Origin of the sequence: Mycobacterium intermedium, from assembly GCF_002086275.1 — a bacterium.
Lineage (GTDB): Bacteria > Actinomycetota > Actinomycetes > Mycobacteriales > Mycobacteriaceae > Mycobacterium > Mycobacterium intermedium.
The window spans coordinates 1-23,167 of the sequence record NZ_MVHT01000045.1 but is presented as its reverse complement, the minus strand read 5'-3'; the positions used below and the strand labels follow the sequence as shown (position 1 = coordinate 23,167).

Here is a 23,167-nt window from a genome sequence, read left to right as displayed (position 1 = left end):
GAGAGCAGCCATGCCAGTACCAATTCTGAAACAGGGCGCGGTTCTGATCGCCACTGTTCAAGCCGCACTGACCGACTCGGATACCGAGAGGCTGCGCGAAGACCTGATGGAGCGGGTCAGCCAATCTCGGGCACAAGGGATCGTCGTCGACCTCACCGCCATCGACGTGATGGACTCGTTCGCAGCTCGGTCCCTGCGCACCATCGCCCACATGACCCGGCTGCGCGGCGCCGACACCGTCATCGTGGGTCTGCAGCCCGAAGTGGCTTTCGCGATGGTGCAACTCGGACTGGCCTTCGACGACATGAGCACGGCGCTGGACCTGGAAGAAGGCATCGCGCTGCTGGAAAAGAAACGCGGCCTCGGGAAATCAATGATCGGGCGCGACGGTGGCGGATGACAACGTGGTTGCGATCAACAACCCCGATGACATCGTTGCCGCACGCAAAGCCGGCCATCAGCTCGCTCTAGAACTCGGGTTCACGTTGACCGACGTGACAATGATCGCCACCGCGATCTCGGAGATCGCCCGCAACATCACCAGCTATGCCGGGCGCGGCGCGGTTCGAGTCGCTGTCGCCGAGCGTGAGGGACGTAAGGCCCTGGTGGTACGCGCCGAGGACGAAGGTCCGGGGATCGCCGATATCGAGCGGGCCATGGAAGACGGCTATTCGACCGGGCGTGGCCTCGGCATGGGGCTGCCGGGAGCGCGCCGGTTGATGGACCGGCTGATCGTGGAGTCCAAGTTGGGCAGCGGGACGGTCGTCGAGATGTGGAAATGGGTCCCGACCCGTGTATGACCATGCGTGACAGTGGTCGCTTCGGGCCCGTCGAATGGGCGACCGCAGGTCGCCCACGACCCGGCGAGCACGAGTCTGGCGACCAGTCGCTGGCCGTCTCGATCGACGACGATGCCGCTCTGTTCGGCGTTCTGGATGGGCTGGGTCATGGTCCGCCCGCCGCGAGTGCGGCAACATCAGCGGTGGAGGCACTGAAGAATGCGCGCGGGGAGCGGCTGGAAGTATTGATGCAGCTCTGCCACCGGGTGTTGGGCGGCACGAGGGGGGCGGCGATGACGCTGGCACGGATCGACTTCGCGGCTGGCACGCTGACCTGGACCGGGATCGGAAACGTCACGGCCAACCTGGTGGCAAAGGCCGTCAGCGGGGTGGACATCCGTTCCAGCGTGCGTCTGACCGGCGGCATCGTCGGCTTCCGGAATCCCGAGATCACACCGGCAAGATGCGTTCCCATTCGTCCTGGTGACCTGCTCGTCATCGCCTCCGACGGGATCAGCGACGATCACCTGGACCACGTCGACTTCGCCGCCTCCGCCACCACCATCGCCGAGCAGATTTTGGTGAAACACAGCAAAGACGCCGACGATGCGATGGTGCTCGCCGCGCGTCATAGAGGCCGCACGACATGACCGACGCCGACGGTTTCCAGACGCAGTATGTCGCCGCGTTGCGCGCCTACCTGGACACCCGCGACGAGGACAGCCTGGCCGTGGGCCACGAACTTGGCCGACGGGCGCTGCAGGAACAGATCAGCATTCTCGACATCATCGAAAGCCACTTCCGGTTCCTCGCCGAACTGGAGGCTGACTCCGAAGCCCGCCCTGGGAACTCCCTGGAATTCCTGTTGCAGACGTTGGCCACGCTGGACATCGCGACTCGCGGATTCCTCGACGGCACAAGGCGTTACGAAGAACAACGGGCCCGCGCCGAAGGTCTGGCCGACCGCGACCGATTCCGCACCGCCTTGGTGAACTCGCTGCAAGAAGGCTTCTTCGTCGCCGACCACGACGGGGCGGTGATCGAGATCAACAATGCCTTCACCGAAATCCTCGGCTTCTCCCCAGAAGGCTTGCCCTACAAGTGGCCACACCCTTGGCTCGTCGACAAGAAAACCGCTGCCCAGCAACAAGATCTGGTCCGATCCCAGGGCAGCGCCCAGTACGAAACACCGGTCCGGCACCGAGACGGCCATCTCGTGTGGGTGGCTACGAGCATCAACGCCGTTCGCGGCCCGGCCACCGACCGCGACGTGTACGTCGGCACCGTCCGGGACATCACCGCCGAGCGGGCGTTTGCGGCCCGGGAGAGCGCGGTGCTGCGATTGGCCACCGCCGTCGGCGTGGCCAAGAGCGTCTCCGAGGTATTGGCGATCACCCTCGAAGAGTGCCGGACCGCGGTCGACGTCCACCGGGTGGTCGCGGTCATGTGGCCCGCCGGTGACGGCGAGCCGACCGTCCAGGTAGCCGGCAGCCCCGCCGAAACATCTTGGCGTCAACTTGATCCGCTGCTGCGGCAGACATTTCTGGATGCGCGTCACCAATTGCCACTGACGGCAAGGACGGTGCAATGGCCGAATGCTCCGGGCAAGGCCCACGGATTGGTCGCGGTGCTGTCCGGGGCCGCAGACGTGGCCTTGTGGCTGGAACTTCGGGTGCCACGCTATGTGATCGCCGAGGACAGGCTGCTGGTCACGGTCCTCATCGGGCATCTCAGCCTGGCCATCCAGCATGTGCGGCAATTCGAGAGCGCACGCGAGACTTCGCTGACCCTGCAACGCGCGATGCTGCCGCCGGTCGAGCCGCCGGCAGGGTTCGCCGTCCGATATGAACCCGCCGTCCCGCCGCTAGAGATCGGCGGCGACTGGTATGACGTACTGGCGATCGACGACCACCGCATCGGCATCGTGGTCGGCGACTGCGTGGGCCGCGGGCTGCCGGCCGCTGCCATCATGGGTCAGCTGCGCAGCTCAGCACGCGCCCTGTTGCTCACCGGCGCCCGCCCGGGGCTGCTGCTCGAGCAGCTGGATGCGGCCGCGGCACTGATCCCGGACGCTTATTGCACGACGGTGTTCCTGGCGATACTCGACACGCCAAGCGGAGTCCTGGAGTACAGCAATGCCGGCCATATGCCGGCCGTGCTCGTCGGGCCGGAGTCCGAGTCCGTCTCGGAGCCAATTTTCCTGACCGATGCCCGGTCGGTGCCGCTTGCGGTACGCCGACATGAAACCCGCCCCCAAGCCTCCCGGGTGCTGCTGCCGGGCTCGACGCTGATGTTTTTCACCGACGGCCTGGTGGAGCGCAAGCACGAATCGATTGATGAGGGCCTCGCACGGGTCGCCACCGTTCTGGCGGACTCGGTGGCGCTACCCATCAGCGCCGTCGCCGACGTCGTGCTGACGCAACTGGCTCCGCCGGGTGGCTACGACGATGACGTCGCGATGGTGGTCTATCGCCACCGACTCGCACCCCTGCTTGTCGAAACACCCGCCAGCGCACAAGAATTGGCCGGCATCCGGCATCGGCTGACGTCCTGGCTGACGGCAGGCGACGTGAGCGACGAAAAAGTCAACGACATCGTGCTGGTGCTCAGTGAGGCCTGCACCAACTGCGTCGAACACGCTTACCAGGGACACGACGTCGGAACCATGCGGTTGGAGGCGGAATTCGCCGACGACGAGATCCGTGCTCGCGTCATCGACACCGGTTCCTGGAAGCCACCAGCCCCCCATCCCGGCAATAGTGGGCGCGGACTGGTGTTGATGAAGGCGATCAGCGAATCAATGAACATCCAAACCACTCCGCGCGGAACTACCCTGGAGTTCAGCTTCCCGCGGTGACCCGTCGGATAACGCCAGCCCAGTTTGACCCGACGCGATAGGGGTATCCACGAGCGTGAGTTTCGCATCGATCATGCCTAGCAAAGGCGAACGCAGCGTTGCGGCTGAGCCAAACCTGCCGGCTGGCTACGGCCCCCTGTCGATCGCCGTTCGCCGTGCCCTGACCGGGCCTGCGCCCCGCGACCAGTTCGCACGTATCAGCGCGTCGGTGGGCGATGTCGATCCGTACGGACTGGATCTGCAGTTGGCGTTGTATATGTGCTACGAGTTGCACTATCGCAGCTTTGCCGGAGTGGATCCGATGTGGGAGTGGAACCCCGCGCTGCTCCACCTGCGAGCCCAGTTGGAGCGAGCGTTCCTGGCGAGCGTGCGCCGCGACGTCGGCCCCATCGAACCCCACCACACCGCGGCGGCTGAAATGGAGGCGATCTCGGTCGAGCCGCCAGACGGTACCGGACCCTCGTATTACCTGCGCGACACCGGCACGTGGCAGCAGATGTGTGAGTATTTCGTCCACCGGTCGCTGTACCACCTCAAAGAGGGCGATCCGCATGCCTGGGCCATTCCACGCCTGACGGGCCGGGCGAAGGCGTCGTTCGTCGCCATCGAGTTCGACGAATTCGGCGCGGGACACGGTTCGCGACTGCACCAACGACTCTTCGCCGATCTGTTGGACGCGGCCGGACTGGATTCCACGTACCTCGCCTACCTTGACGTTGCCACGGCGGAGTCATTGGCCGTCGTCAACATCATGTCGCTCTTTGGGTTGCACCGTCGGTTGCGCGGCGCGACCATCGGACACTTCGCGGCCACCGAGATCACCTCGCCGCCGGGTTCGGCACGCTTGGTCGCCGCGTTACGCCGGATGGAGGCCCCAGAGGCTTGCGTCAGGTTCTACAGCGAGCACGTGGAAGCAGACGCGGTACATGAGCAAGTAGTGCGCCACGACGTGGTGGGCGATCTCGTCGCCCGCGAGCCACAAATCGAAAGCGACATCGTGTTCGGGATGCGCGCCCACGCCCTCGTCGAAAACCGTTTGGCGGACTGCATACTCGAGGCATGGCAGGCCGGCCGGTCTTCGCTACGGCAGCCACTGTTCAGCTAGTCCGCCCAGGCGCTGGGGAAACAGCGTTCGGCAAACGCGAAATCCCCCGAAAGATAACGGCTTTCGGGGGATACTTCGTGCGCCAGGCAGGTCTAGCCGGCCGCCGTTTTCGGCACCCGGCACCTGCGGTGGCTGGTGTCGCACAACGGATATTCCTTGCTGCGCCTACAGGTACAGATCGCCACCATGAACCGGTCGGACTCTACGACGCGGCCACCGGGGGTCTCGACGCTGACCGGCCCGGAAACCAGGACCGGGCCGTTGGGGATCACTTGCACCCTGGTAGTACTCACGATTTGTCCGCCCGTATCACGACAATTTCTTCTTCCCGGCAACCTCGTGGTACCTGGCCGGTCTCCTCGAGCCATGCCGCACGAGCCGATAGTACCGGGCCGAAAGGTATCAATTGGGAAGCAACGACGTCCGCTTCCATTCCCGACGCCCGCAATGCTTCCAGCGACTGCTTCACACCGGCGAGCGCCGACTGCACCAACAGCAGCGATCCGTTGTCGGTCAACAGTTTCGGCGCAGCCTCGCACAACGGATCGAGCACCAACCGGCCGTCCGTCCCGGCATTCCAAGCCCACGATGGCCCGGCGGCAGCGTCGATGATCTCGTCTTCGGCGTCGGATGGGGTCGGGACGTACGGCGGGTTGGACACCACCACGTCGAACGGACCGCAATCGAGAGCCTTCACCCACGATCCTTGCCGGACATCCACTTTGACGCCGGCACCAGCCGCATTGCCGCGTGAGTTACGCACGGCGTGCGGGCAGATGTCGAATGCGGTGACGCTGGCACACCCCATTTCGGCGGCGGCGATTGCGACGAAACCACTTCCAGTACATAGGTCCAGTACCCGGCGCCGCGGGATCAGGCCCGTCTGTCGCATCGCGCTGACGAGTAGACGTGAGTCGTGCTGTGGCCGATAAACTGGTTCAGCGATCAGTGTGTCGCCCGGATCGGGGCACGTGATTGTCATGGCCTGATTAATGCCCGCAAAATGGCGCGTTAAAACCAAAAGTGCGACCACTCATAGCTGAGGACACTCAGCTCGCTGAACTCTGTACCAATTCCTTGACTATCCTCGTGCAGAAGGCCTCAAGGTCTTTAGGCGACCGGCTGGTGATGATGTTGCCGTCGACCACTACCTCTTCGTCGACCACGTTGCCCCCCGCATTTCTCAAGTCGGTGCGGATGCTCGGATATGAAGTCAACGTGCGTCCCCGGATGACGTCGGCCTCCACCAACGTCCAAGGGCCATGACAGATTGCGGCGACGGGCTTTCCGGACGCCACGAAATCGCGGACGAAGGAGACAGCGGTGCCGTCCTTGCGGAGCTTGTCCGGGTTCACCGTGCCGCCGGGCAGCACCAGACCATCGAATTCGTCAACCGAGGCTTCCGCCACGGCGCGATCGACGGCGAAGGTCCCAGCCGGTTCCAGATCGTGGTTGCGCGCTTGGATTTCACCCGTTTGCAACGAGAGCACCTCAACTTGAGCACCTGCCTCCTGAAGCACCTTGCGCGGTTGCTCCAGCTCGACCTTCTCGACGCCATCCGCAGCCAGTATGGCAATCTTCTTGCCCTGCAACTCTTCTGACATAGCGTGCTCCTTTACGGTTTGAGGACGACCTTGGTGCAGTTGTCCTGCTTATGCTTGAAAATTTCGTAGCCGTGCGGCGCCTGGTCCAGTTCCAGATGATGGCTGATGATCACGGTGGGGTCGATCTCACCCGTGCGGATCAATTCGAGCAACGGGCGCATATACCGGTGCACATGGCACTGGCCCGTTTTGATGGTCAGCGAGCGGTTCATCACGGCACCGATCGGAAACTTGTCCATCAAACCGCCGTACACCCCGACGATCGAGATGGTGCCGCCATTGCGACAACTCATCACCGCTTCCCGAAGGGCGTGTGGCCGTTCGGTTTCCAACCGCATGGCTTGCTTTACCCGGTCGTAGGCATCCACTGCCGTGGTGGAGTTGCGCGCCTCCATTCCTACCGCGTCGATGCAATGATCGGGCCCGCGTCCGGCCGTCATGTCCCGCAGCTCCTCGAGCACCGAAGTCTCGGCGAAGTTGAGCGGGGTGGCGCCCAGCTTCTTGGCGAGGTCCAGCCGATACGGAACCTGGTCAATGGCAATGACCTTGGCTGCTCCCAATAACAGCGCACTCACCATCGCGAACAGCCCCACCGGCCCGGCGCCCCACACCGCGACGATGTCGCCGGATTTGATGTCGCACATCTCGGCACCCATGTAACCGGTGGGCAAGATGTCCGACAGGAAAAGCACCTGATCGTCGCTCAGGTCGTCCTCAATCTTCAGCGGCCCCACGTCGGCGAAAGGCACGCGCGCGTATTCCGCTTGTCCGCCGGCGAAGCCACCCAACATGTGGGAGTATCCGAAAAGCCCTGCGGGAGAATGGCCCATCAATTTTTCGGCGATGCCGGCATTCGGATTGGAATTCTCACACAATGAATAAAGGTCGCGCTCACAGGCCGAGCACGCCCCGCAGGCGATGGGAAACGGCACCACCACCCGGTCACCCGCTCGCAAGTTAGTGACTCCCTTGCCGACCTCGACGACCTCGCCCATGAACTCATGGCCCAGCACATCGCCGCGCATCACGGTGGGGATGTAGCCGTCGTAAAGGTGCAGGTCCGAGCCGCAGATCGCCGTCGAGGTGATGCGCACAATCGCATCGCGATCGTTGAGGATGGTCGGGTCCGGAACCGTCTGCACTTCGACGCTGTTGCGTCCCGCGTAAACCGTGGCCTTCATCGACTCGCTCCTTCGGATTGCGCCGTCTGCTGATGCATCTGCCGGAACGCCGCGGTGCCCTCGGGTGACCCGTCGGAACGCGTGACCTGACCCGTCTCCAAGATCTGTTTGAAGCGGCGGAGGTCATCGTTGACCTGCTGGTCGGGCGACTCGCCCAGCAGCGTTGCCCCCGCCTTGGCTAGCGCACCACCGGGGAGGTGGTATCCGATCGCGACGCGGACTTCGGTGCCGTTACCGGAGCTATCCGGGGCGAAGTCAACACATCCCCCGTTCTGAATGCCGGAGCCGGGCAGTGACTGCCAGGCGATTCGCTTGTTCGGCACGTCCTCGGTGAGCTGCGCGTCCCACCGAATGGGTTGGCCCACGGGTGCTTTCGCGACCCAGTGCGAGCGACCGTCCGGGCCCGTGGTCACCGACTCGAGGTGGTACATGAAGCTGGGCAGGTGCTCCAGGTCGCGCCAAAAGCGGTACACCTCCTCCGGTGGCCGCCGCACGGTGACGGCTGCGCGCAACGTCTGATGCCGCGGGGCATTTGCATGCCGACCGGTGTCCGACTGGCCGTTGCTGCCCGTGGCACGCAGCGCGGCGTAGAGATCTGCTCCGCCGATGACGGTCAACGCGACGGCGGTCAGGGCGCCACGCCTGCGGCGCTCGGCAGCGTCACCGTTGCTGCGCCGGAGGCCAGCTACCAGTAACGCGATATCCAGCGCATCGCCGGCCACCCTCGTCCACACCAGTTTTGGCGAGCCAAACAACAAGGCCGCGCCGTGGCCACACTCACGCACACCGAGCGCTCGGGTCACCACCCGGGCTCGTTGGCTGTCGCTTATGCCCGCCAGTGCGGCGACCTTTCCGGGTGCCAGCACTTCGCTGAGTCCCAGCCCCAAACTGGCCACACCGAGCCCTTTGACCAATGCTGACGTTGAATTCGTGCCGGGTCCGCTCATGGTCCAACCGCATACCCCTGGAGCGGTGAGCCAAACGTTCAGGCGGCGGCCTCCCGTAGTGCCTTGAGCAACGGCTCAGCGGCTTCCTTCAAGAACAGTTCCTGCGATTCGCCGCCGATCTGCAGCAGCGCGATGTCGGTGAACCCGGTTTCCCAGTAAGGCTTGACGGCCTCGACGATCGCATCCAGGTCCGGGCCACATGGAATGTTTTCGGCGACGTCCTCGGGACTAACGAACTGGGTGGCTGCGGCGAAACCCGCCGGTGTCGGCAAGTCGGCGTTGACGCCCCAGCCGCCCCCGAACCAGCGGAACTGGTCATGGGCACGCTCCACGGCGGCGTCGCGGTCTGGGTCCCAGCAGATGGGTATCTGCCCGATCACCCGTCCCCCGCCGGCCATTCCGGCCGCCTGGCGTACCGAGTACCAGGCGTCCACCAATTCACCGTCTGGCTGCACCGCGACCAGGTGGTCGGCGAGTTTGCCCAACTTGTCGATCGCCTTGGGCCCGCCGACCGCGACCGCGAGGCCGACCGGCACATCGGGGACGTCCCACAGGCGCGCGGAGTCGACCTGGAAATACTCGCCGGTGAAGTTCACCAGCCGGCCACCGAAGAGCTCGCGGATGATCTTGATGGCCTCGCGCAACATGTCATGGCGCCGCTCGACCATCGGCCAGCCTTTGCCGACCACGTGTTCATTGAGATTCTCGCCGCTACCGAGCCCCAGTGTGAAGCGCCCGTCGGCCAGGATCTGCACGGTCGCCGCCTGCTGCGCAACGATCGCCGGGTGGTAGCGCATGGTCGGACAGGTCACGTAGCTGTAGAGGTCCACCTGCTGTGTCGCGTGGGCGACCGCGCCAAGAACCGCCCAGGCATTGGGCGCGTGCCCCTGCGACGTCAGCCATGGCGAGAAGTGGTCACTGCACACCTCGAAATTAAAGCCATATTCTTCGGCTGAAACCGCGTCGCTTACAAGACTTTTGGGATCACTTTGCTCTGTCATCAGGGTGTAGCCGAACCGAGTCATAACACCCGGGTACCCCGGTGACCTCGCCGCAAACGACGGCGGGCCCGGCCGCTAGAGCCGCTCTTTGACCGCCGCCGACAGGCGCGCCCCGTCGGCCTTTCCTTCGGCTATCGCGGTGGCAGCCTTCATCACCAAACCCATCTGCTTCATGCTGGGCCGCTCACCGATCTGCTCAGCCACCTGGGCTATCGCGGTGTCAACCACGTCAGCCACCTCGGCGTCGGTGAGCTGCGTCGGCAGATATTCATCGATGATCCGCGCCTCGGCGTGTTCGTTGGCGGCAAGCTCGCCACGACCGTTTTGGGTGTAGATCTCTGCCGCCTCACCACGCTTGCGGGATTCCCTGGCCAGCACTTTGAGCACTTCCTCGTCGGAGAGTTCTCTTGCCTGCTTGCCTGAGACTTCCTCGCTCTGGATAGCGGCCAGCAGCATGCGCAAGGTGGCGGTTCGCAGCTTGTCCTGCGCCCGCATCGACTCGGTCAGGTCGGACCGGAGCCGGGACTTGAGTTCTGCCATGACAGAGACGCTACGCGTCCTAGATTGTGAAATGACCAGACCGCCGACAGGATGGAGGCCATGACCTACGACGACGGCAGCTACCCAACGTGAGCACGCCGCCGCCCGACGATCCGGTCGAGCCGTCACCCGATGATCCGGGCCGCGAGCCGACCGGGGACGCCCAGCCAACATATGGAGCACCGGCGGACGGTCCCGCGCCTGCGGACGGCCCTTCGCCGGCATACGGCCCGCCACCGGCATACGGCCCGCCACCTGCATACGGGGCGTCACCTGGCTACGCGGCGCCGCCTGGGTACGGGGCACCGCCTGGATACGGGGCACCGCCTGGGTACGGGGCACCGCCTGGGTATGGGGCACCACCGTCGTACGGCGCACCACCGCCTGGCTACGGCACGCAGCCGCCTGGCTACAGCGCGCCGCCGGCTGGCTACGGCACACCTCCCGGTTACAGCGCACCGCCGCCCGGCTACGGGACGCCACCACCTGGCTATGGCACAGCCCCTGGCTACGGCGCACCACCGCCCGGCTACGCGGCGGCACCGCCCGGCTATGGCACAGCCCCCGGCTACGGCGCGCTGCCCGGCTATCCATACGGCCCGCCCGCCGTCCCGCAAGCCGTCAAACCTGGGATCATCCCGCTACGACCGCTGACCCTCAGCGACATCTTCAACGGTGCGGTCGGCTACATCCGCGCCAACCCCAAGGCGACGCTCGGTATGACCGCCATCGTGGTGGTCATCATGCAACTCATCACGCTGGCCACCACACTCGCGCCCTTGGCCGCGTATGGCGAGTTCTCAACCGAGCCTCCCGACGAACTGACGGGGGCGGCGGTGGGCACCTGGTTCCTGTCCATCGGCGCCGGCCTGGTGGTCTCCTGGCTGGGCGGTGTGCTGCTCAGCGGCATGCTGACGTTCACCGTCGGACGCGCCGTGTTCGGATCGCCCATCACCATCCGCGAGGTGTGGGCCAAAGTTCGCGGTCGCCTGCTGGCGTTGATAGGTCTGTCGATACTCGAAGGCCTGGGCGTCGTGGTGATCGTCGGCCTGGTCATCGTGATTCTGGTCGGCGTCGCGGCGGCGGCCAATGGGGCGGTGGCCGTGCTGCTCGGCTTCCCGCTGCTGCTCGTCGTGGGCCTGCTACTGGTCTACCTCTACACGGAGTTGTTGTTCGCACCGGTGGCGATCGTGCTGGAGCGGCTGACCGTCTTCGAGGCGATCACCCGGTCCTTCGCCCTGGTCAAGAACGGGTTCTGGCGCGTGCTGGGCATCCGACTGTTGACGGCAATCGTGGTTGGCGTGGTCGGCGGCGCGGTCTCGGCACCGTTCAGCATCGTCGGGCAGATCATGGTGGGCGTGACCGGTGAGAACGGGACGACGATGATGCTGATCGGTACGACCCTGACGTCCATCGGCGGAGCCATCAGCCAGATCATCACCGCGCCGTTCACCGCCGGTGTCGTCGTGCTGCTCTACACCGACCGCCGCATCCGCAGCGAAGCCTTCGACCTGGTGTTGCAGAGCGGCGCACTGAGCGGGCCCGCCGCGGTGGAGTCCACCGACAACCTCTGGCTCACCAGGCCGGTCTGAGGACTGACTGACAATGCCTGCCATCGATATCGATCGCGATGCCGCGCACGAGGCCGCCCAGCGCGAGTTGAACAAACCGATCTACCCGAAAGACTCACTGCCCAACCGCATCAACGACTGGATCACCGAACTGCTCTACAAACTGCTGGAGAAGAGTTCCGAGATACCCGGCGGCTACTTCACCGTCACCGTGTTGCTCATCATCCTGGCGATCGCAACAGCCGTCGCCGTACAAACCGCGCGCCGCACCCTGCGCACCAACCGCGGCGGCGATGCACAGCTCTTCGATATCGGCGAGCTAACCGCGGCCCAGCATCGCGCCACGGCGGAAGGCTATGCTGCCGAAGGCAATTGGGCCGCCGCGATCCGGCACCGGCTGCGCGCGGTGGCTCGCCAGCTGGAAGAGACCGGCGTGCTCAATCCGGCACCGGGCCGAACCGCCAACGAGCTGGCCGCCGACGCCGGCGAGGCGTTGCCACATCTGAAAGGCGAATTGTCCCAGGCCGCAACGGCGTTCAACGACGTCACCTACGGTGAACGGCCCGGCACCCAGGCCGCATACCAGTTGATCGCCGACCTCGATGACCATCTGCGGTCGCGCTCCACCGCATCGTCGGCAGTGGAAGCACCGGCCGCATTCGATTCGTGGGCGCAGGTCCGGTGACCTCCGCGCGTCCCGATTCCGAAGCGGCCACCAAACGGCGGCCGTGGCGGTCAGTTCTGCTGCTACTGACCGTGGTTGCCATCGTCGCGGCGGTCACCACTTACCTGACGGCGCCTCGACCCGGCGGCACCATGGACCCCGAGGCCACCAATCCGTCGGGTGCGCACGCACTGGTGACCCTGTTGCGCGAGCATGGCGTCGAGGTCGTCGTCGCCAACAACGTGGCCGATGTCGAGCGCGCGGCACGCGCTGACTCGCTGTTGCTGATGGCGCAGACTCAGTACTTGAGGGACAACTCGCTGCTTGAGCGGCTGGCGCATACTCCCGGTGACCGGCTACTGGTCGAGCCCACGTCACGCACCCGCGCGGTGCTGACACCTCGGTTGCGTCACGGGGCCGCCAAGGAATTCAGCAGCCAGCCCGATTGCCCACTGCGCGAAGCGAACCGGGCCGGCACGGTACGCTTCGGTCCGAGCGACGCCTACCAACCCAAGGGTGACCTGCAGGTAATCAGCTGCTACGGCGGAATATTGGTCCGGTACTACGACGACGAGGGTCGCTCGATCACGGTGGTCGGCACCAACGACTTCATGACTAACGGGGGCCTGCTGTCGGAGGGCAATGCGGCGCTGGCCATGAACCTCGCGGGGGCGCGGCAGCGCCTCATCTGGTTCGCGCCTCGCCACGTCGAGGGTGAAAACGCCGCTCCAGCATCGATTTCCGATCTGATCCCGGAAAACGTGACCTGGATGGTCTGGCAGTTGTGGCTGGTCGTCCTGCTGGTGGCGCTGTGGAAGGGCCGACGGATGGGCCCACTGGTCGCCGAAGACATTCCCGTCGTCGTCCGGGCGTCGGAGACCGGCGAGGGCCGCGGCCGCCTGTACCGGTCCCGCCGCGCCCGCGACCGCGCCGCCGAAGCCTTTCGGACCGCGACACTGCAGCGCCTGGTGCCCCGGCTGGGCGCTGGCTCCACGTCCGACCCTGCCGCGGTGGTTCTGACCGTTGCTCGGCGCACCGGCGCCGACCCGGAATTCATTCGGTATCACTTGTTTGGCCCCCCGCCGACGACCGATCAGGATCTACTTCACCTCGCCCGTGCGCTCGACGACATCGAAAGGCAGGTCACCCACTCGTGACGCATTCCGGTTATGGGTCCTCGCCCAGCCCGCAAGCTCCGCCCACCCAGTCCCCCGCCGCAGAGTCGGCCCGGGAGGCGCTGTTGGGCCTGCGCGCCGAGATCGCCAAGGCCGTCGTCGGACAGGACGGCGTGATCAGCGGCCTGGTGATCGCGCTGCTGTGCCGGGGCCACGTGCTCTTGGAAGGTGTTCCGGGAGTGGCCAAGACGTTGATGATCAGGGCTTTGGCCGCCGCGTTGCAGCTGGAGTTCAAGCGGGTGCAGTTCACACCCGACCTGATGCCGGGTGACGTCACCGGCTCGCTGGTCTATGACACGCACACTGCGGAGTTCGAGTTCCGGCCCGGGCCGGTGTTCACCAACCTGCTACTGGCGGACGAGATCAACCGCACCCCGCCCAAGACCCAGGCCGCGCTGCTCGAGGCGATGGAGGAACGCCAGGTCACCGTCGAAGGCAAAGCCAAGCCCCTGCCCGACCCGTTCATCGTCGCCGCGACGCAAAATCCGATCGAATACGAGGGCACCTATCAGTTACCCGAGGCGCAACTCGACCGTTTCCTGCTCAAACTCAACGTGACGCTGCCCGTGCGAGACGCCGAGATCGCCATCCTCAGCCGGCATGCGCACGGCTTCGACCCGCGCGACCTGTCCGCGATCAGACCTGTGGCCGGCCCGTCCGACCTGGCCGCCGCACGTGAGGCCGTAGCCCAGGTGTTGATCGCCGACGAGGTGCTGGGCTACATCGTCGACATCGTCGGCGCCACCCGGTCCTCCCCCTCGCTGCAACTGGGCGTCTCACCCCGCGGGGCGACGGCGCTGCTGGGCACCGCACGGTCGTGGGCGTGGCTGTCCGGGCGCAACTACGTCACACCCGACGACGTCAAGGCCATGGCCCGGCCGACGCTGCGGCACCGGGTCATGCTCCGCCCGGAGGCCGAACTCGAAGGCGCCACCCCCGACGGCGTCCTGGACGGAATCCTGGCCTCGGTCCCGGTGCCCCGCTAGTGGTTCTCACCGGACGGACCGGATTACTAGCGCTGATCTGCGTCCTGCCGATCGCGCTATCCCCTTGGCCTGCGGAGGCTTTCGGTCTGCTGCTGGCTGTTTTGGTGGCGCTGGTCGTCGTCGACGTGGTACTGGCGGCCAGCCCGCGCAAGCTGCGTTTCGCCCGCTCACCGGACAGTTCAGCCCGCTTGGGTCAGCCGGCCCATTCCGACCTGACAATCCACAATGACGGCCGGCGCCGATTCCGCGGCCAGGTGCACGATGCGTGGCCGCCCAGCGCCCGCGCCCAACCGCGCGTCCATCCGCTCAGCATCGCCGCCGGTCAGCGCGAGCAGGTCCGCACCGAGTTGGCACCGGTCCGCCGCGGCGACCAACGCGCCGCGGCCGTCACCGCCCGGTCCGTGGGACCGTTGGGGTTGGCCGGACGGCAGAAATCGCAGCAGGTGCCGGGACAGGTTCGGGTGCTGCCACCGTTCCTGTCCCGCAAGCATCTGCCGTCCCGGCTGGCCAAGCTGCGGGAAATCGATGGCTTGCTGCCCACCCTTATCCGCGGACAGGGCACCGAGTTCGACTCTCTGCGCGAGTACGTCGTCGGGGACGACGTCCGCTCGATCGACTGGCGGGCAACAGCGCGGCGGTCCGACGTGATGGTCCGCACCTGGCGGCCCGAACGCGACCGCAGGGTCGTGATCGTGCTCGACACCGGCCGGATGGGAGCGGGCCGCGTGGGTGTCGACCCGACCTCAGCCGATCCGGCGGGATGGCCCCGACTGGACTGGTTCATGGACGCCGCGCTGCTGCTGGCGGCGCTGGCGTCGCGTGCTGGTGACCACGTCGACTTCCTCGCCCACGACCGGGTGGGCCGAGCCGCCGTGTTAGGCGCGTCACGCACCGAACTTCTCGCGCAGCTGGTCGAAGCGATGGCACCGTTGCAGCCGGCGCTCGTCGAATCCGACTGGCGGGCAATGATTGCCACCATCTTGCGGCGCACCCGCCGGCGCTCGTTGGTGGTGCTGCTGACCGACCTCAACGCAACAGCCCTCGACGAGGGCCTGCTGCCGGTGTTGCCGCAGTTGTCAGCCAAACACCACGTGTTGCTGGCCGCGGTCGCCGACCCACGCGTGGACGAACTGGCCGTCGGTCGTTCCGACGCAGCAGCGGTGTACGACGCGGCCGCCGCCGAGCGGGCCCGCAACGACCGGCGCGCGATCGCCTCGCGCCTGCGCCGCGGCGGGGTGGAGGTCGTCGACGCTGCGCCCACGGAGATCGCGCCCGGCCTCGCCGACCGCTACCTGGCGATGAAAGCGACCGGCCGGCTCTAGATCTCTGGGGCGGGGCAGCCTCAGCGGGTTGGGACGACGTCGGGCGCGTCCTCGATATCGCCGGTCTCACCAGCCCTGATGCCTTTACGCCCGAAATGCACGATGTACCACAGGAACGCCGCCTCGGCGAGAACCCCGATGGCTATCCGGACGAACGTCGGAAACGGCGCCGGGGTCACCAGCGCTTCGATCAGCCCGGAGACCAACAGCACGACGACCAGTCCGACGGCGACCGACACCACCCCACGACCGTGCTCGGCGAGGACCTGGCCCCGTGGCCGGTCACCGGGCGAGATCACCGACCAACCGAGTCGCATCCCTACCGAGGCGGCCAGGAACACCGCGGTCAGCTCCAGCAGTCCGTGCGGAATGAGCAGTCCCAGCAACAACCCGCCCTTACCGGCGTGGAACATCAGCCCGCCGATCACACCCACGTTGGCGGCATTCTGATACAGCACGAACGGAATTGGCAGCCCGAGCAATACGGACATCGCGATGCATTTGGCGGCCACCCAGGAGTTGTTGACCCACACCTGCAACGCGAACGCCGCGGCTGGGTGCTCGCTGTAATACGACTCGACGTCGTGATTGACCAATTCGTCGATGTCCGCCGACGTTCCGATCAGCGACTGCACCTCGGGGCTGCCGGCCACCCAAAATCCCATCACCACGGCCACCGCGAAAAACGCCACCGCCGTCGCCAGCCACCACCGCCAGGCACGGTAGGCGACGACCGGAAACGAGACCGTCCAGAACCGGGTGAAGGTACTGCTCAACGGGGCATGGGCGCCGGTGACCGCCGAACGGGCACGCGCAACGAGACTGGAGAGCCGGCCGATCACCAACGCGTCGGTCGACACCGACCGCAGCATCGACAGGTGGGTGGAGACCCGTTGATAGAGCTCGACGAGTTCGTCGACTTCGGCTCCGGTCAGCGAGCGACGCCTCTTGATCAGCTGGTCCAGCCGATCCCACGTGTGCCGGTGAGTCAGTAGGAACGCGTCGACGTCCACGTCGGCAGCCTACCCAAGCGCCCAGGTAGGCGCCCCAAAGTGTGTAGCGTTCTCTGGTATGTCGGAGGTGGTAACCGGGGACGCTGTGGTGCTCGATGTCCAGATCGCACAGCTCCCCGTGCGCGCACTCAGCGCGATCATCGACCTCACCGTGATTTTCACCGCCTATTTCCTGGGACTGATGCTGTGGGCGGCCGCGATCAGACAGTTCGACGAGGCGCTGACGGTCGCCTTCCTGATCATCTTCACGGTGCTGGCCATGGTCGGCTATCCGGTGGCCATCGAAATGGCGACACGCGGCCGTTCGCTGGGCAAGATGGTCATGGGCCTGCGGGTGGTTTCCGACGACGGCGGCCCGGAGCGCTTCCGGCAGGCGCTGTTTCGCGCACTGGCGTCGGTGATCGAAATCTGGATGCTGCTGGGTAGTCCCGCGGTGATCTGCAGTCTGTTGTCGCCCAAGGCCAAACGCATCGGCGACATCTTCGCCGGCACCATCGTCGTCAGCGAACGGGCTCCGCGGCTGGCGCCTCCCCCGATGATGCCGCCAGCCCTGGCTTCGTGGGCGTCCTCGCTGCAGCTGTCGGGACTCACGGCCGCTCAAGCCGAGGTCGCGCGCCAATTTCTCTCCCGGGCAAACCAACTCGATCCCCGACTGCGCGACCAGATGGCCTACCGCATCGCCGCTGACGTGGTGTCCCACATCGCTCCGCCACCACCGCCCGGCGTTCCCCCGCAATTCATCCTTGCGGCTGTTCTTGCCGAACGACACCGGCGCGAATTGGCACGACTGCGTCCAACCGCGCCGCCGTCCGCGATGCCGGCGACTACGCCAGCGCCGTGGGCTCAGCAACAGTGGCCGCAACAGCAGTGGCCGCAACAACAGTGGCCACAACAGCAGTGGCCTCAGCCGGCACCGCAGCCATATCCGTCGGCCCCAGGTCGGTCGCCGGAACCACACATCGAGTCACCGCAACCGGCGCCAAGCCAAGAGGGATTTGCCCCGCCGAGCTGAGTTCTAGCGCGCGACGATCAGAGCCAGGACGGCGACGTCGGCAATCAAGAGCGCCCACCCGCACAACGGAACGGCAATGCCGAATCGGCGCTTGGCGGTGAACAGCGAGATGACGATGACGCAGAGGGCCACCAGGGGCGCACCGTAGAACAACACGCCGAAGTCGATCCCGGTACTCAGGTTGGGACAGGTGCCAGCGGTGCAGGCATCGGTGCTCATGACCGCGCCGAGCGCGAAGAGCATCACGATCGCCGCACCCGGGACCGTCAGGATCGCGAGCACCCAGTTCGCCCAGGAAGCAGTCTTGCGACCACCCGTCGCCTGGCTGTGCGTCGGATCGGTCTCCGACCCGGCTTCGAAGGTCACCTGGTGGTTTTTCCCCTTCATCACCTCAGTTGCTACCCGGCACAGAATGAATGCAAACAAGCAACCCCAGGATAGCCACGCCTAGCGCTACGATAGTTTCCGATATATCGTGATACATAGCCGATATACCGCATGGCGCCGCTACGGGCGGCCATCCCGACGTAAGGAACAAGAGTCATGAACGACCGCTTCACCCCGCCTGGCGGGCCATTCGGCGTCCAGCCGGGCTTCGGATTCGGACCGGGTTTTGCCCCGGGTTTCGCCCAGCGCCGAGCAATGCACGCCGCCAAGCGGCATGCCCGACGCGAGTTCGTCGAGAACCTCCGCGACCACGCCGGTGGCGGACCCTTCGGGTTTGGTCCCGGAGGCCCCGGCCCGGGATTCGGCTCGGGATTCGGGCCGGGCTTCGGGCCGGGATTCGGCTTCACCCCGCGCGGTGGCTGGCGTCGCGGCGGCCCCGGTCGGGGCCGGCGGGGCGACGTCAAGGCCGCAATTCTCGTCCTGCTGACCGAACGGCCCATGCACGGCTACGAGATGATTCAGCAGATCGCCGAACGCAGCAACGGTCTATGGAAGCCGAGTCCCGGTTCGGTCTACCCGACGCTGCAACTCCTGGACGACGAGGGCCTGATCACCGCCACCGAGGCCGACGGCAGCAAGAAGCTTTTCCAGCTGACCGAGGACGGCCGTGCCGCCGCGGCCAAGGTCGAGACCCCGCCGTGGGAGGAGATCGCCGAAGGGGTGGACCCTGGGCACGTCAACCTCGCGACCGCGGGGCGCCAACTCTTCGGCGCCGTCGCACAGTCGGCCCACGCCGCCACCCCCGAGCAGCAGCAACGCATCGTCGACGTGCTCAACAACGCCCGCCGCGAGATCTACGGCATCCTCGGCGAGGCCTGAGCTCCCGGTCGCGAGCGCGCGCAAATGTACGGCCACAACGGCGTGTCCACGTACAACTGCGCGCGCTCGCGGAGCAAGTCTTAAGAAACGTCCACCCAGTCGAGGGTGCGCTGCACCGCCTTGCGCCACCCGGCGTAGCCCGCGGCGCGCTGGTCGTCGTCCCAGGATGGCGTCCACCGCTTGTCCTCTTGCCAGTTGGCGCGTAGATCGGACGGGTCGGCCCAGAAGTCGACCGCCAAACCCGCCGCATAAGCGGCGCCCAATGCCGTGGTCTCGGCGACCACCGGGCGCACCACGTCCACGCCCAGCACATCGGCCTGAATTTGCATGCATAAGTCGTTGGCGGTGATGCCGCCGTCGACCTTGAGCACCTCGAGGCTCACCCCGGAGTCCGCCTTCATGGCGTCCACCACGTCGCGGCTCTGGTAGCAAATGGCCTCCAGCGTCGCGCGCGCGAGGTGGGCGTTGGTGTTGAAACGCGACAGGCCCACGATCGCGCCGCGCGCATCGGATCGCCAATACGGAGCGAACAACCCGGAAAATGCGGGCACGAAGTAGACGCCGCCGTTGTCGGCGACCTGACGGGCCAAGGACTCGCTCTGGGCTGCACCGCTGATGATGCCCAACTGATCACGCAGCCACTGCACCGCCGACCCGGTCACCGCGATCGAACCCTCGAGCGCGTACACCGGCTTGGCGCCCTCGAATTGATAACAGACGGTGGTCAGCAAGCCGTTGTCCGAGCGCACAATGTTCTCGCCGGTGTTCAACAGCAGGAAATTGCCGGTGCCGTAGGTGTTTTTCGCCTCCCCCGCATCCAGGCACACCTGACCGACCATCGCCGCATGCTGGTCGCCCAGGACTCCGGTGATCGGCACCTCCGCGCCGAAGGGACCCGACTCCGAAGTCACGCCGTACGACTCCCGCGCTGAGGACGGCTCGATCGAGGGCAGCATCGCGCGCGGAATGTCGAAGAACGACAACAGCTCGTCGTCCCAGTCCAAGGTCTCGAGGTCCATGAGCATGGTCCGACTGGCGTTGGTCACGTCGGTGACGTGCACGCCGCCGCGCGGGCCGCCGGTCAAATTCCACAGCACCCAGGTGTCCGCGGTGCCGAACAGCGCCTCGCCCTTTTCCGCGGCCGCGCGCACCCCGTCAACGTTTTCCAGAATCCACTGCAGTTTCCCGGCGGAGAAGTAGGTGGCCGGCGGCAACCCCGCCTTGCGGCGGATCACATCGCCGCGACCGTCGCGGTCCAACGCCGACGCGATGCGATCGGTGCGGGTGTCCTGCCACACGATCGCGTTGTAATACGGTCGGCCAGTCTGCCTGTTCCACACCAACGTCGTCTCGCGCTGGTTGGTGATACCAAGCGCAGCAATATCTTTCGCCGACAGATTTGCGGTGTTCAGCACGGTGGTCAGTACCGACCAGGTCCGCTCCCAGATCTCGACCGGGTTGTGCTCAACCCAGCCGGCACGAGGCAGGATCTGCTCGTGCTCGAGTTGGTGACGAGCCACCTCGGCCCCCTCCTGATCGAAGATCATGCAGCGGGTGCTGGTCGTGCCCTGATCGATAGCGGCCACGAAATCTCCGGACTCGGCCAACTGCTCTCCTCGATAGATCGGACACGGCAACTCATCGTCCATGATGGTTTACCGCACTCACACTTGCGTAGCCGACGGTAAACCTGTTGCATCAGCTTTGTGGGCGAAGAGGTCAAGCGCACCACGTATAACCGCGCACATCGGCGGGAATACCGGCGCAAAGTGCGGTTGTGTCTAGAGGTCTTCGAGTCGATGCTGGCGCAGTCCCGGTTCGTCTGCGACCGACCGCTGACCGGTATGGAGATCGAATGCAACCTGGTTGACGGGGATTATCAGCCCGCCATGTCGAACCGCTTCGTGTTGGACGCCATAGCGGATCCGGCCTATCAGAACGAATTAGGCGCTTACAACATCGAATTCAATGTGCCGCCTCGGCCACTGGCGGGACACACCGCGCTGGACCTCGAGGAAGAAGTGCGGGCCAGCCTGAATGCCGCCGAGATGAAAGCCAACTCCGGTGGCGCGCACATCGTCATGATCGGCATCCTGCCCACGCTGATGCCCGAACACCTTTCCGACGGCTGGATGAGCGAATCGACGCGGTACACGGCCCTCAACGATTCCATCTTCAGCGCGCGCGGCGAAGACATCCCGATCAATATCTCCGGTCCCGAGCCGCTGAACTGGCAGGCGGCATCGATCGCACCCGAATCGGCTTGCACCAGTATCCAATTGCATCTGCAGGTGGGTGCCGAGAACTTCGCCGCCAACTGGAACGCGGCGCAGGTGCTCGCTGGTGCCCAGTTGGCGCTGGGCGCGAACTCGCCGTATTTCTTCGGTCACGAATTGTGGGCCGAGACGCGCATCGAACTCTTTGCGCAGTCCACCGATACCCGTCCCGAAGAACTGAAGACGCAGGGCGTGCGACCGCGGGTGTGGTTCGGCGAACGCTGGATCACTTCGGTGCTGGACTTGTTCAAGGAGAACGTCCGCTATTTCCCGTCGCTGTTGCCGGAGGTGTCCGACGAGAACCCGTTGGCGGAACTCGCAGCCGGTCGCACCCCGCACCTGTCCGAACTGCGTCTGCACAACGGCACCGTGTACCGGTGGAACCGGCCCGTTTACGACGTTGTCGACGGACAGCCGCATCTCCGCCTGGAGAATCGGGTGTTGCCGGCCGGTCCGACGGTGATTGACATGTTGGCGAACTCGGCCTTCTACTACGGCACGCTGCGCAGCCTGTCGGAGGCAGACCAGCCGGTGTGGACACAGATGAGTTTCCCTGCGGCACATGCCAATTTCCTAGCTGCGGCCAGGCACGGCATTGATGCGCGGCTGCACTGGCCCGGTGTGGGCGAAGTGTCCGCCCCTGAGCTGGTGTTGGACACCCTGCTGCCGCTGGCGCACGAGGGTCTGCGACGTTGGGGCGTCGACGCCGAGGTTCGCGACCGGTTCCTGGGCGTGATCGAAGGCCGGGCCCGCGCCGGCCGCAACGGAGCGAGCTGGCAGGTGTCGACCGTGCACGCCCTGCAAGACGGCGGGATGGACCGGCCCGCGGCCCTGACCGAGATGTTGCGCCGGTACTGCGAACACATGCACGCCAACGAACCCGTGCACACCTGGGACTAGTCCAAGCGCGCGTAGGTTGGGATACGTGACTTCCGACGTAATGGACTGGGACAGTGTCTATAAGGAGCAAGGCCACTTCGCGGGTCCGCCGCCGTGGGATATCGGCGAGCCGCAACCTGAATTGGCGGCGCTGATCTCGGCCGGGAAAGTCCGCAGCGACGTTCTCGATGCCGGATGCGGCCTCGCGGAGTTGTCTTTGGCCCTGGCCGCCGAGGGGTACACCGTGCTCGGCGTCGATATCAGCCCCACGGCCGTGGCCGCGGCCACGAAGGCCGCCGCGGAACGGGGTTTGACCACGGCCAGCTTCGAGCAGGCCGACATCACCGAGTTCTCCGGACACGACGGCCGCTTCGCGACCGTGATCGACAGCACCCTGTTCCATTCGCTTCCGGTCGAGGGCCGCGACGGCTACCTACGCTCGGTGCATCGTGCGGCCGCCCCAGGCGCCAACTACTACGTGTTGGTGTTCGCCAAGGGTGCCTTCCCGGCCGAGGCGCCAGTCAAGCCCAACGAGGTCGACGAGGACGAGTTGCGGGCCGCGGTGAGCAAGTACTGGGAGATCGACGAGATCCGCCCGGCCTTCATCCACGCCAACCGGGTCGAAGTACCGCCCGAGCTGGCCCAGGCAGGTGTCGAGTTCCCGCCGCACGACCTCGATGACAAGGGCCGAATCAAGTTCCCCGCATACCTATTGGCGGCCCACAAGGCTTCGTAGGGTTCACAGGGTTCAACACGCCCGTTACGGCCAACCCAAGTTGAGGTGGCCGGGGCCGGCAGACGCGACCGATACCGACCACATCGCGTTACGGGGCAGTGCCCTGCTGGAACAGACCCGCCAGGTTGCTACCGATGTTTTGTAGGCCTGAGACGAAGCTGTTGACGTTGAATCCGCCTAGGCCGATGTTTCTGAAGCCCGAAACGCCGCTTCCGAGGTTGCCGATTCCTGAGGAGCCTTCGCCGAAGACGTT

General features: G+C 65.7%; 24 protein-coding genes. 14 read left to right on the top strand and 10 right to left on the bottom strand.

Annotated features, from left to right (window positions below):
• The first annotated feature begins 10 nt into the window (after positions 1-10).
• The 5 genes from BST27_RS16640 to BST27_RS16620 all read left to right on the top strand — a co-directional run bounded on the left by BST27_RS16640 (position 11) and on the right by BST27_RS16620 (position 4,741).
• Positions 11-400, top strand: coding sequence for an STAS domain-containing protein (locus BST27_RS16640; RefSeq protein WP_069417978.1), 390 nt, complete (start codon positions 11-13; stop codon positions 398-400).
• Positions 390-800: an anti-sigma regulatory factor gene (locus BST27_RS16635; protein ID WP_069417977.1), complete on the top strand. Its 411-nt coding sequence runs from the start codon at positions 390-392 to the stop codon at positions 798-800. The genes BST27_RS16640 and BST27_RS16635 overlap by 11 nt, the downstream gene beginning before the upstream one ends.
• A gap of 2 nt (positions 801-802) precedes the next feature.
• Positions 803-1,429 (top strand): SpoIIE family protein phosphatase, encoded by a 627-nt coding sequence (locus BST27_RS16630; RefSeq protein WP_069417976.1) that lies wholly within the window; start codon positions 803-805, stop codon positions 1,427-1,429.
• A complete protein-coding gene (locus tag BST27_RS16625; RefSeq protein WP_069417975.1) occupies positions 1,426-3,636 on the top strand; it encodes a SpoIIE family protein phosphatase in 2,211 nt (736 codons plus the stop codon). Before BST27_RS16630 ends, BST27_RS16625 begins: the two co-directional genes overlap by 4 nt.
• 73 nt (positions 3,637-3,709) lie before the next feature.
• Positions 3,710-4,741, top strand: coding sequence for an iron-containing redox enzyme family protein (locus BST27_RS16620; RefSeq protein WP_069418045.1), 1,032 nt, complete (start codon positions 3,710-3,712; stop codon positions 4,739-4,741).
• A 92-nt stretch (positions 4,742-4,833) separates the two neighbouring features.
• On the opposite strand, the gene BST27_RS16615 is transcribed toward BST27_RS16620, so the two are convergent.
• From BST27_RS16615 to BST27_RS16585, 7 genes are all read right to left on the bottom strand, one after another.
• Positions 4,834-5,034, bottom strand: coding sequence for a CDGSH iron-sulfur domain-containing protein (locus BST27_RS16615; protein WP_069417974.1), 201 nt, complete (start codon positions 5,032-5,034; stop codon positions 4,834-4,836).
• Positions 5,031-5,723 (bottom strand): HemK2/MTQ2 family protein methyltransferase, encoded by a 693-nt coding sequence (locus tag BST27_RS16610; protein ID WP_069417973.1) that lies wholly within the window; start codon positions 5,721-5,723, stop codon positions 5,031-5,033. The genes BST27_RS16615 and BST27_RS16610 overlap by 4 nt, the downstream gene beginning before the upstream one ends.
• A gap of 67 nt (positions 5,724-5,790) precedes the next feature.
• Positions 5,791-6,345: a type 1 glutamine amidotransferase domain-containing protein gene (locus tag BST27_RS16605; RefSeq protein ID WP_069417972.1), complete on the bottom strand. Its 555-nt coding sequence runs from the start codon at positions 6,343-6,345 to the stop codon at positions 5,791-5,793.
• An 11-nt stretch (positions 6,346-6,356) separates the two neighbouring features.
• Positions 6,357-7,526, bottom strand: coding sequence for a zinc-dependent alcohol dehydrogenase (locus BST27_RS16600; RefSeq protein WP_069417971.1), 1,170 nt, complete (start codon positions 7,524-7,526; stop codon positions 6,357-6,359).
• The gene (locus BST27_RS16595; RefSeq protein WP_069417970.1) at positions 7,523-8,473 is read right to left on the bottom strand and encodes an SRPBCC family protein; all 951 of its coding nucleotides are present in this window, start codon (positions 8,471-8,473) and stop codon (positions 7,523-7,525) included. The genes BST27_RS16600 and BST27_RS16595 overlap by 4 nt, the downstream gene beginning before the upstream one ends.
• Positions 8,474-8,511: 38 nt before the next feature.
• Entirely contained in the window at positions 8,512-9,498 is a 987-nt protein-coding gene (locus BST27_RS16590) for an LLM class F420-dependent oxidoreductase (protein WP_069417969.1), read from the bottom strand.
• A 51-nt stretch (positions 9,499-9,549) separates the two neighbouring features.
• On the bottom strand, positions 9,550-10,014 hold the full coding sequence (locus tag BST27_RS16585) for a GatB/YqeY domain-containing protein (protein WP_069417968.1): 465 nt from the start codon (positions 10,012-10,014) through the stop codon (positions 9,550-9,552).
• Positions 10,015-10,103: 89 nt separating this feature from the next.
• Between BST27_RS16585 and BST27_RS16580 the strand changes: the two genes are divergently transcribed.
• The 5 genes from BST27_RS16580 to BST27_RS16560 are packed head-to-tail and all read left to right on the top strand — an operon-like array spanning position 10,104 to position 15,732.
• The gene (locus tag BST27_RS16580) at positions 10,104-11,606 is read left to right on the top strand and encodes a DUF7847 domain-containing protein (RefSeq protein ID WP_232007191.1); all 1,503 of its coding nucleotides are present in this window, start codon (positions 10,104-10,106) and stop codon (positions 11,604-11,606) included.
• 13 nt (positions 11,607-11,619) lie between these two features.
• On the top strand, positions 11,620-12,270 hold the full coding sequence (locus BST27_RS16575) for a DUF4129 domain-containing protein (protein WP_069417967.1): 651 nt from the start codon (positions 11,620-11,622) through the stop codon (positions 12,268-12,270).
• Positions 12,252-13,406, top strand: coding sequence for a DUF4350 domain-containing protein (locus BST27_RS16570; protein ID WP_083148554.1), 1,155 nt, complete (start codon positions 12,252-12,254; stop codon positions 13,404-13,406). Before BST27_RS16575 ends, BST27_RS16570 begins: the two co-directional genes overlap by 19 nt.
• Complete coding sequence (locus BST27_RS16565; protein WP_069417965.1) at positions 13,403-14,410, top strand: AAA family ATPase; 1,008 nt, start codon at positions 13,403-13,405, stop codon at positions 14,408-14,410. Before BST27_RS16570 ends, BST27_RS16565 begins: the two co-directional genes overlap by 4 nt.
• Positions 14,410-15,732, top strand: a complete 1,323-nt coding sequence (locus tag BST27_RS16560; protein WP_083148552.1) for a DUF58 domain-containing protein — start codon at positions 14,410-14,412, stop codon at positions 15,730-15,732. The genes BST27_RS16565 and BST27_RS16560 overlap by 1 nt, the downstream gene beginning before the upstream one ends.
• 20 nt (positions 15,733-15,752) lie before the next feature.
• On the opposite strand, the gene BST27_RS16555 is transcribed toward BST27_RS16560, so the two are convergent.
• Positions 15,753-16,745 carry a stage II sporulation protein M gene (locus tag BST27_RS16555; RefSeq protein ID WP_069417963.1) on the bottom strand — a complete coding sequence of 331 codons (993 nt, stop codon included), beginning with the start codon at positions 16,743-16,745 and terminating at the stop codon, positions 15,753-15,755.
• Positions 16,746-16,803: 58 nt separating this feature from the next.
• Here BST27_RS16555 and BST27_RS16550 point away from each other — a divergent pair, with 58 nt between their 5' ends.
• On the top strand, positions 16,804-17,757 hold the full coding sequence (locus BST27_RS16550) for an RDD family protein (RefSeq protein ID WP_079220115.1): 954 nt from the start codon (positions 16,804-16,806) through the stop codon (positions 17,755-17,757).
• 3 nt (positions 17,758-17,760) lie between these two features.
• Here BST27_RS16550 and BST27_RS16545 read toward each other — a convergent pair whose 3' ends face one another.
• Positions 17,761-18,183 carry a hypothetical protein gene (locus BST27_RS16545; RefSeq protein ID WP_232007190.1) on the bottom strand — a complete coding sequence of 141 codons (423 nt, stop codon included), beginning with the start codon at positions 18,181-18,183 and terminating at the stop codon, positions 17,761-17,763.
• A 117-nt stretch (positions 18,184-18,300) separates the two neighbouring features.
• Between BST27_RS16545 and BST27_RS16540 the strand changes: the two genes are divergently transcribed.
• Entirely contained in the window at positions 18,301-19,023 is a 723-nt protein-coding gene (locus tag BST27_RS16540) for a PadR family transcriptional regulator (protein ID WP_069417962.1), read from the top strand.
• Between the two features lie 80 nt (positions 19,024-19,103).
• On the opposite strand, the gene glpK is transcribed toward BST27_RS16540, so the two are convergent.
• Positions 19,104-20,672: a glycerol kinase GlpK gene (gene glpK / locus BST27_RS16535; RefSeq protein WP_170062331.1), complete on the bottom strand. Its 1,569-nt coding sequence runs from the start codon at positions 20,670-20,672 to the stop codon at positions 19,104-19,106.
• A 57-nt stretch (positions 20,673-20,729) separates the two neighbouring features.
• Between glpK and BST27_RS16530 the strand changes: the two genes are divergently transcribed.
• Together BST27_RS16530 and BST27_RS16525 are read left to right on the top strand one after the other, a co-directional pair.
• On the top strand, positions 20,730-22,199 hold the full coding sequence (locus tag BST27_RS16530; protein ID WP_069417961.1) for a glutamate-cysteine ligase family protein: 1,470 nt from the start codon (positions 20,730-20,732) through the stop codon (positions 22,197-22,199).
• 25 nt (positions 22,200-22,224) lie between these two features.
• Positions 22,225-22,914 (top strand): class I SAM-dependent methyltransferase, encoded by a 690-nt coding sequence (locus BST27_RS16525; protein WP_069417960.1) that lies wholly within the window; start codon positions 22,225-22,227, stop codon positions 22,912-22,914.
• Positions 22,915-23,167: the final 253 nt, after the last annotated feature.

What these genes read in the sequence shown, in the direction of transcription:
- BST27_RS16640 (WP_069417978.1), top strand. Translation starts at nt 11, where the DNA reads ATGCCAGTACCAATTCTGAAACAGGGCGCGGTTCTGATCGCCACTGTT.
- BST27_RS16630 (WP_069417976.1), top strand. Translation starts at nt 803, where the DNA reads ATGCGTGACAGTGGTCGCTTCGGGCCCGTCGAATGGGCGACCGCAGGT.
- BST27_RS16625 (WP_069417975.1), top strand. Translation starts at nt 1,426, where the DNA reads ATGACCGACGCCGACGGTTTCCAGACGCAGTATGTCGCCGCGTTGCGC.
- BST27_RS16620 (WP_069418045.1), top strand. Translation starts at nt 3,710, where the DNA reads ATGCCTAGCAAAGGCGAACGCAGCGTTGCGGCTGAGCCAAACCTGCCG.
- BST27_RS16610 (WP_069417973.1), bottom strand. Translation starts at nt 5,723, where the DNA reads ATGACAATCACGTGCCCCGATCCGGGCGACACACTGATCGCTGAACCA.
- BST27_RS16605 (WP_069417972.1), bottom strand. Translation starts at nt 6,345, where the DNA reads ATGTCAGAAGAGTTGCAGGGCAAGAAGATTGCCATACTGGCTGCGGAT.
- BST27_RS16600 (WP_069417971.1), bottom strand. Translation starts at nt 7,526, where the DNA reads ATGAAGGCCACGGTTTACGCGGGACGCAACAGCGTCGAAGTGCAGACG.
- BST27_RS16595 (WP_069417970.1), bottom strand. Translation starts at nt 8,473, where the DNA reads ATGAGCGGACCCGGCACGAATTCAACGTCAGCATTGGTCAAAGGGCTC.
- BST27_RS16590 (WP_069417969.1), bottom strand. Translation starts at nt 9,498, where the DNA reads ATGACTCGGTTCGGCTACACCCTGATGACAGAGCAAAGTGATCCCAAA.
- BST27_RS16585 (WP_069417968.1), bottom strand. Translation starts at nt 10,014, where the DNA reads ATGGCAGAACTCAAGTCCCGGCTCCGGTCCGACCTGACCGAGTCGATG.
- BST27_RS16575 (WP_069417967.1), top strand. Translation starts at nt 11,620, where the DNA reads ATGCCTGCCATCGATATCGATCGCGATGCCGCGCACGAGGCCGCCCAG.
- BST27_RS16550 (WP_079220115.1), top strand. Translation starts at nt 16,804, where the DNA reads ATGTCGGAGGTGGTAACCGGGGACGCTGTGGTGCTCGATGTCCAGATC.
- BST27_RS16540 (WP_069417962.1), top strand. Translation starts at nt 18,301, where the DNA reads ATGAACGACCGCTTCACCCCGCCTGGCGGGCCATTCGGCGTCCAGCCG.
- glpK (WP_170062331.1), bottom strand. Translation starts at nt 20,672, where the DNA reads ATGGACGATGAGTTGCCGTGTCCGATCTATCGAGGAGAGCAGTTGGCC.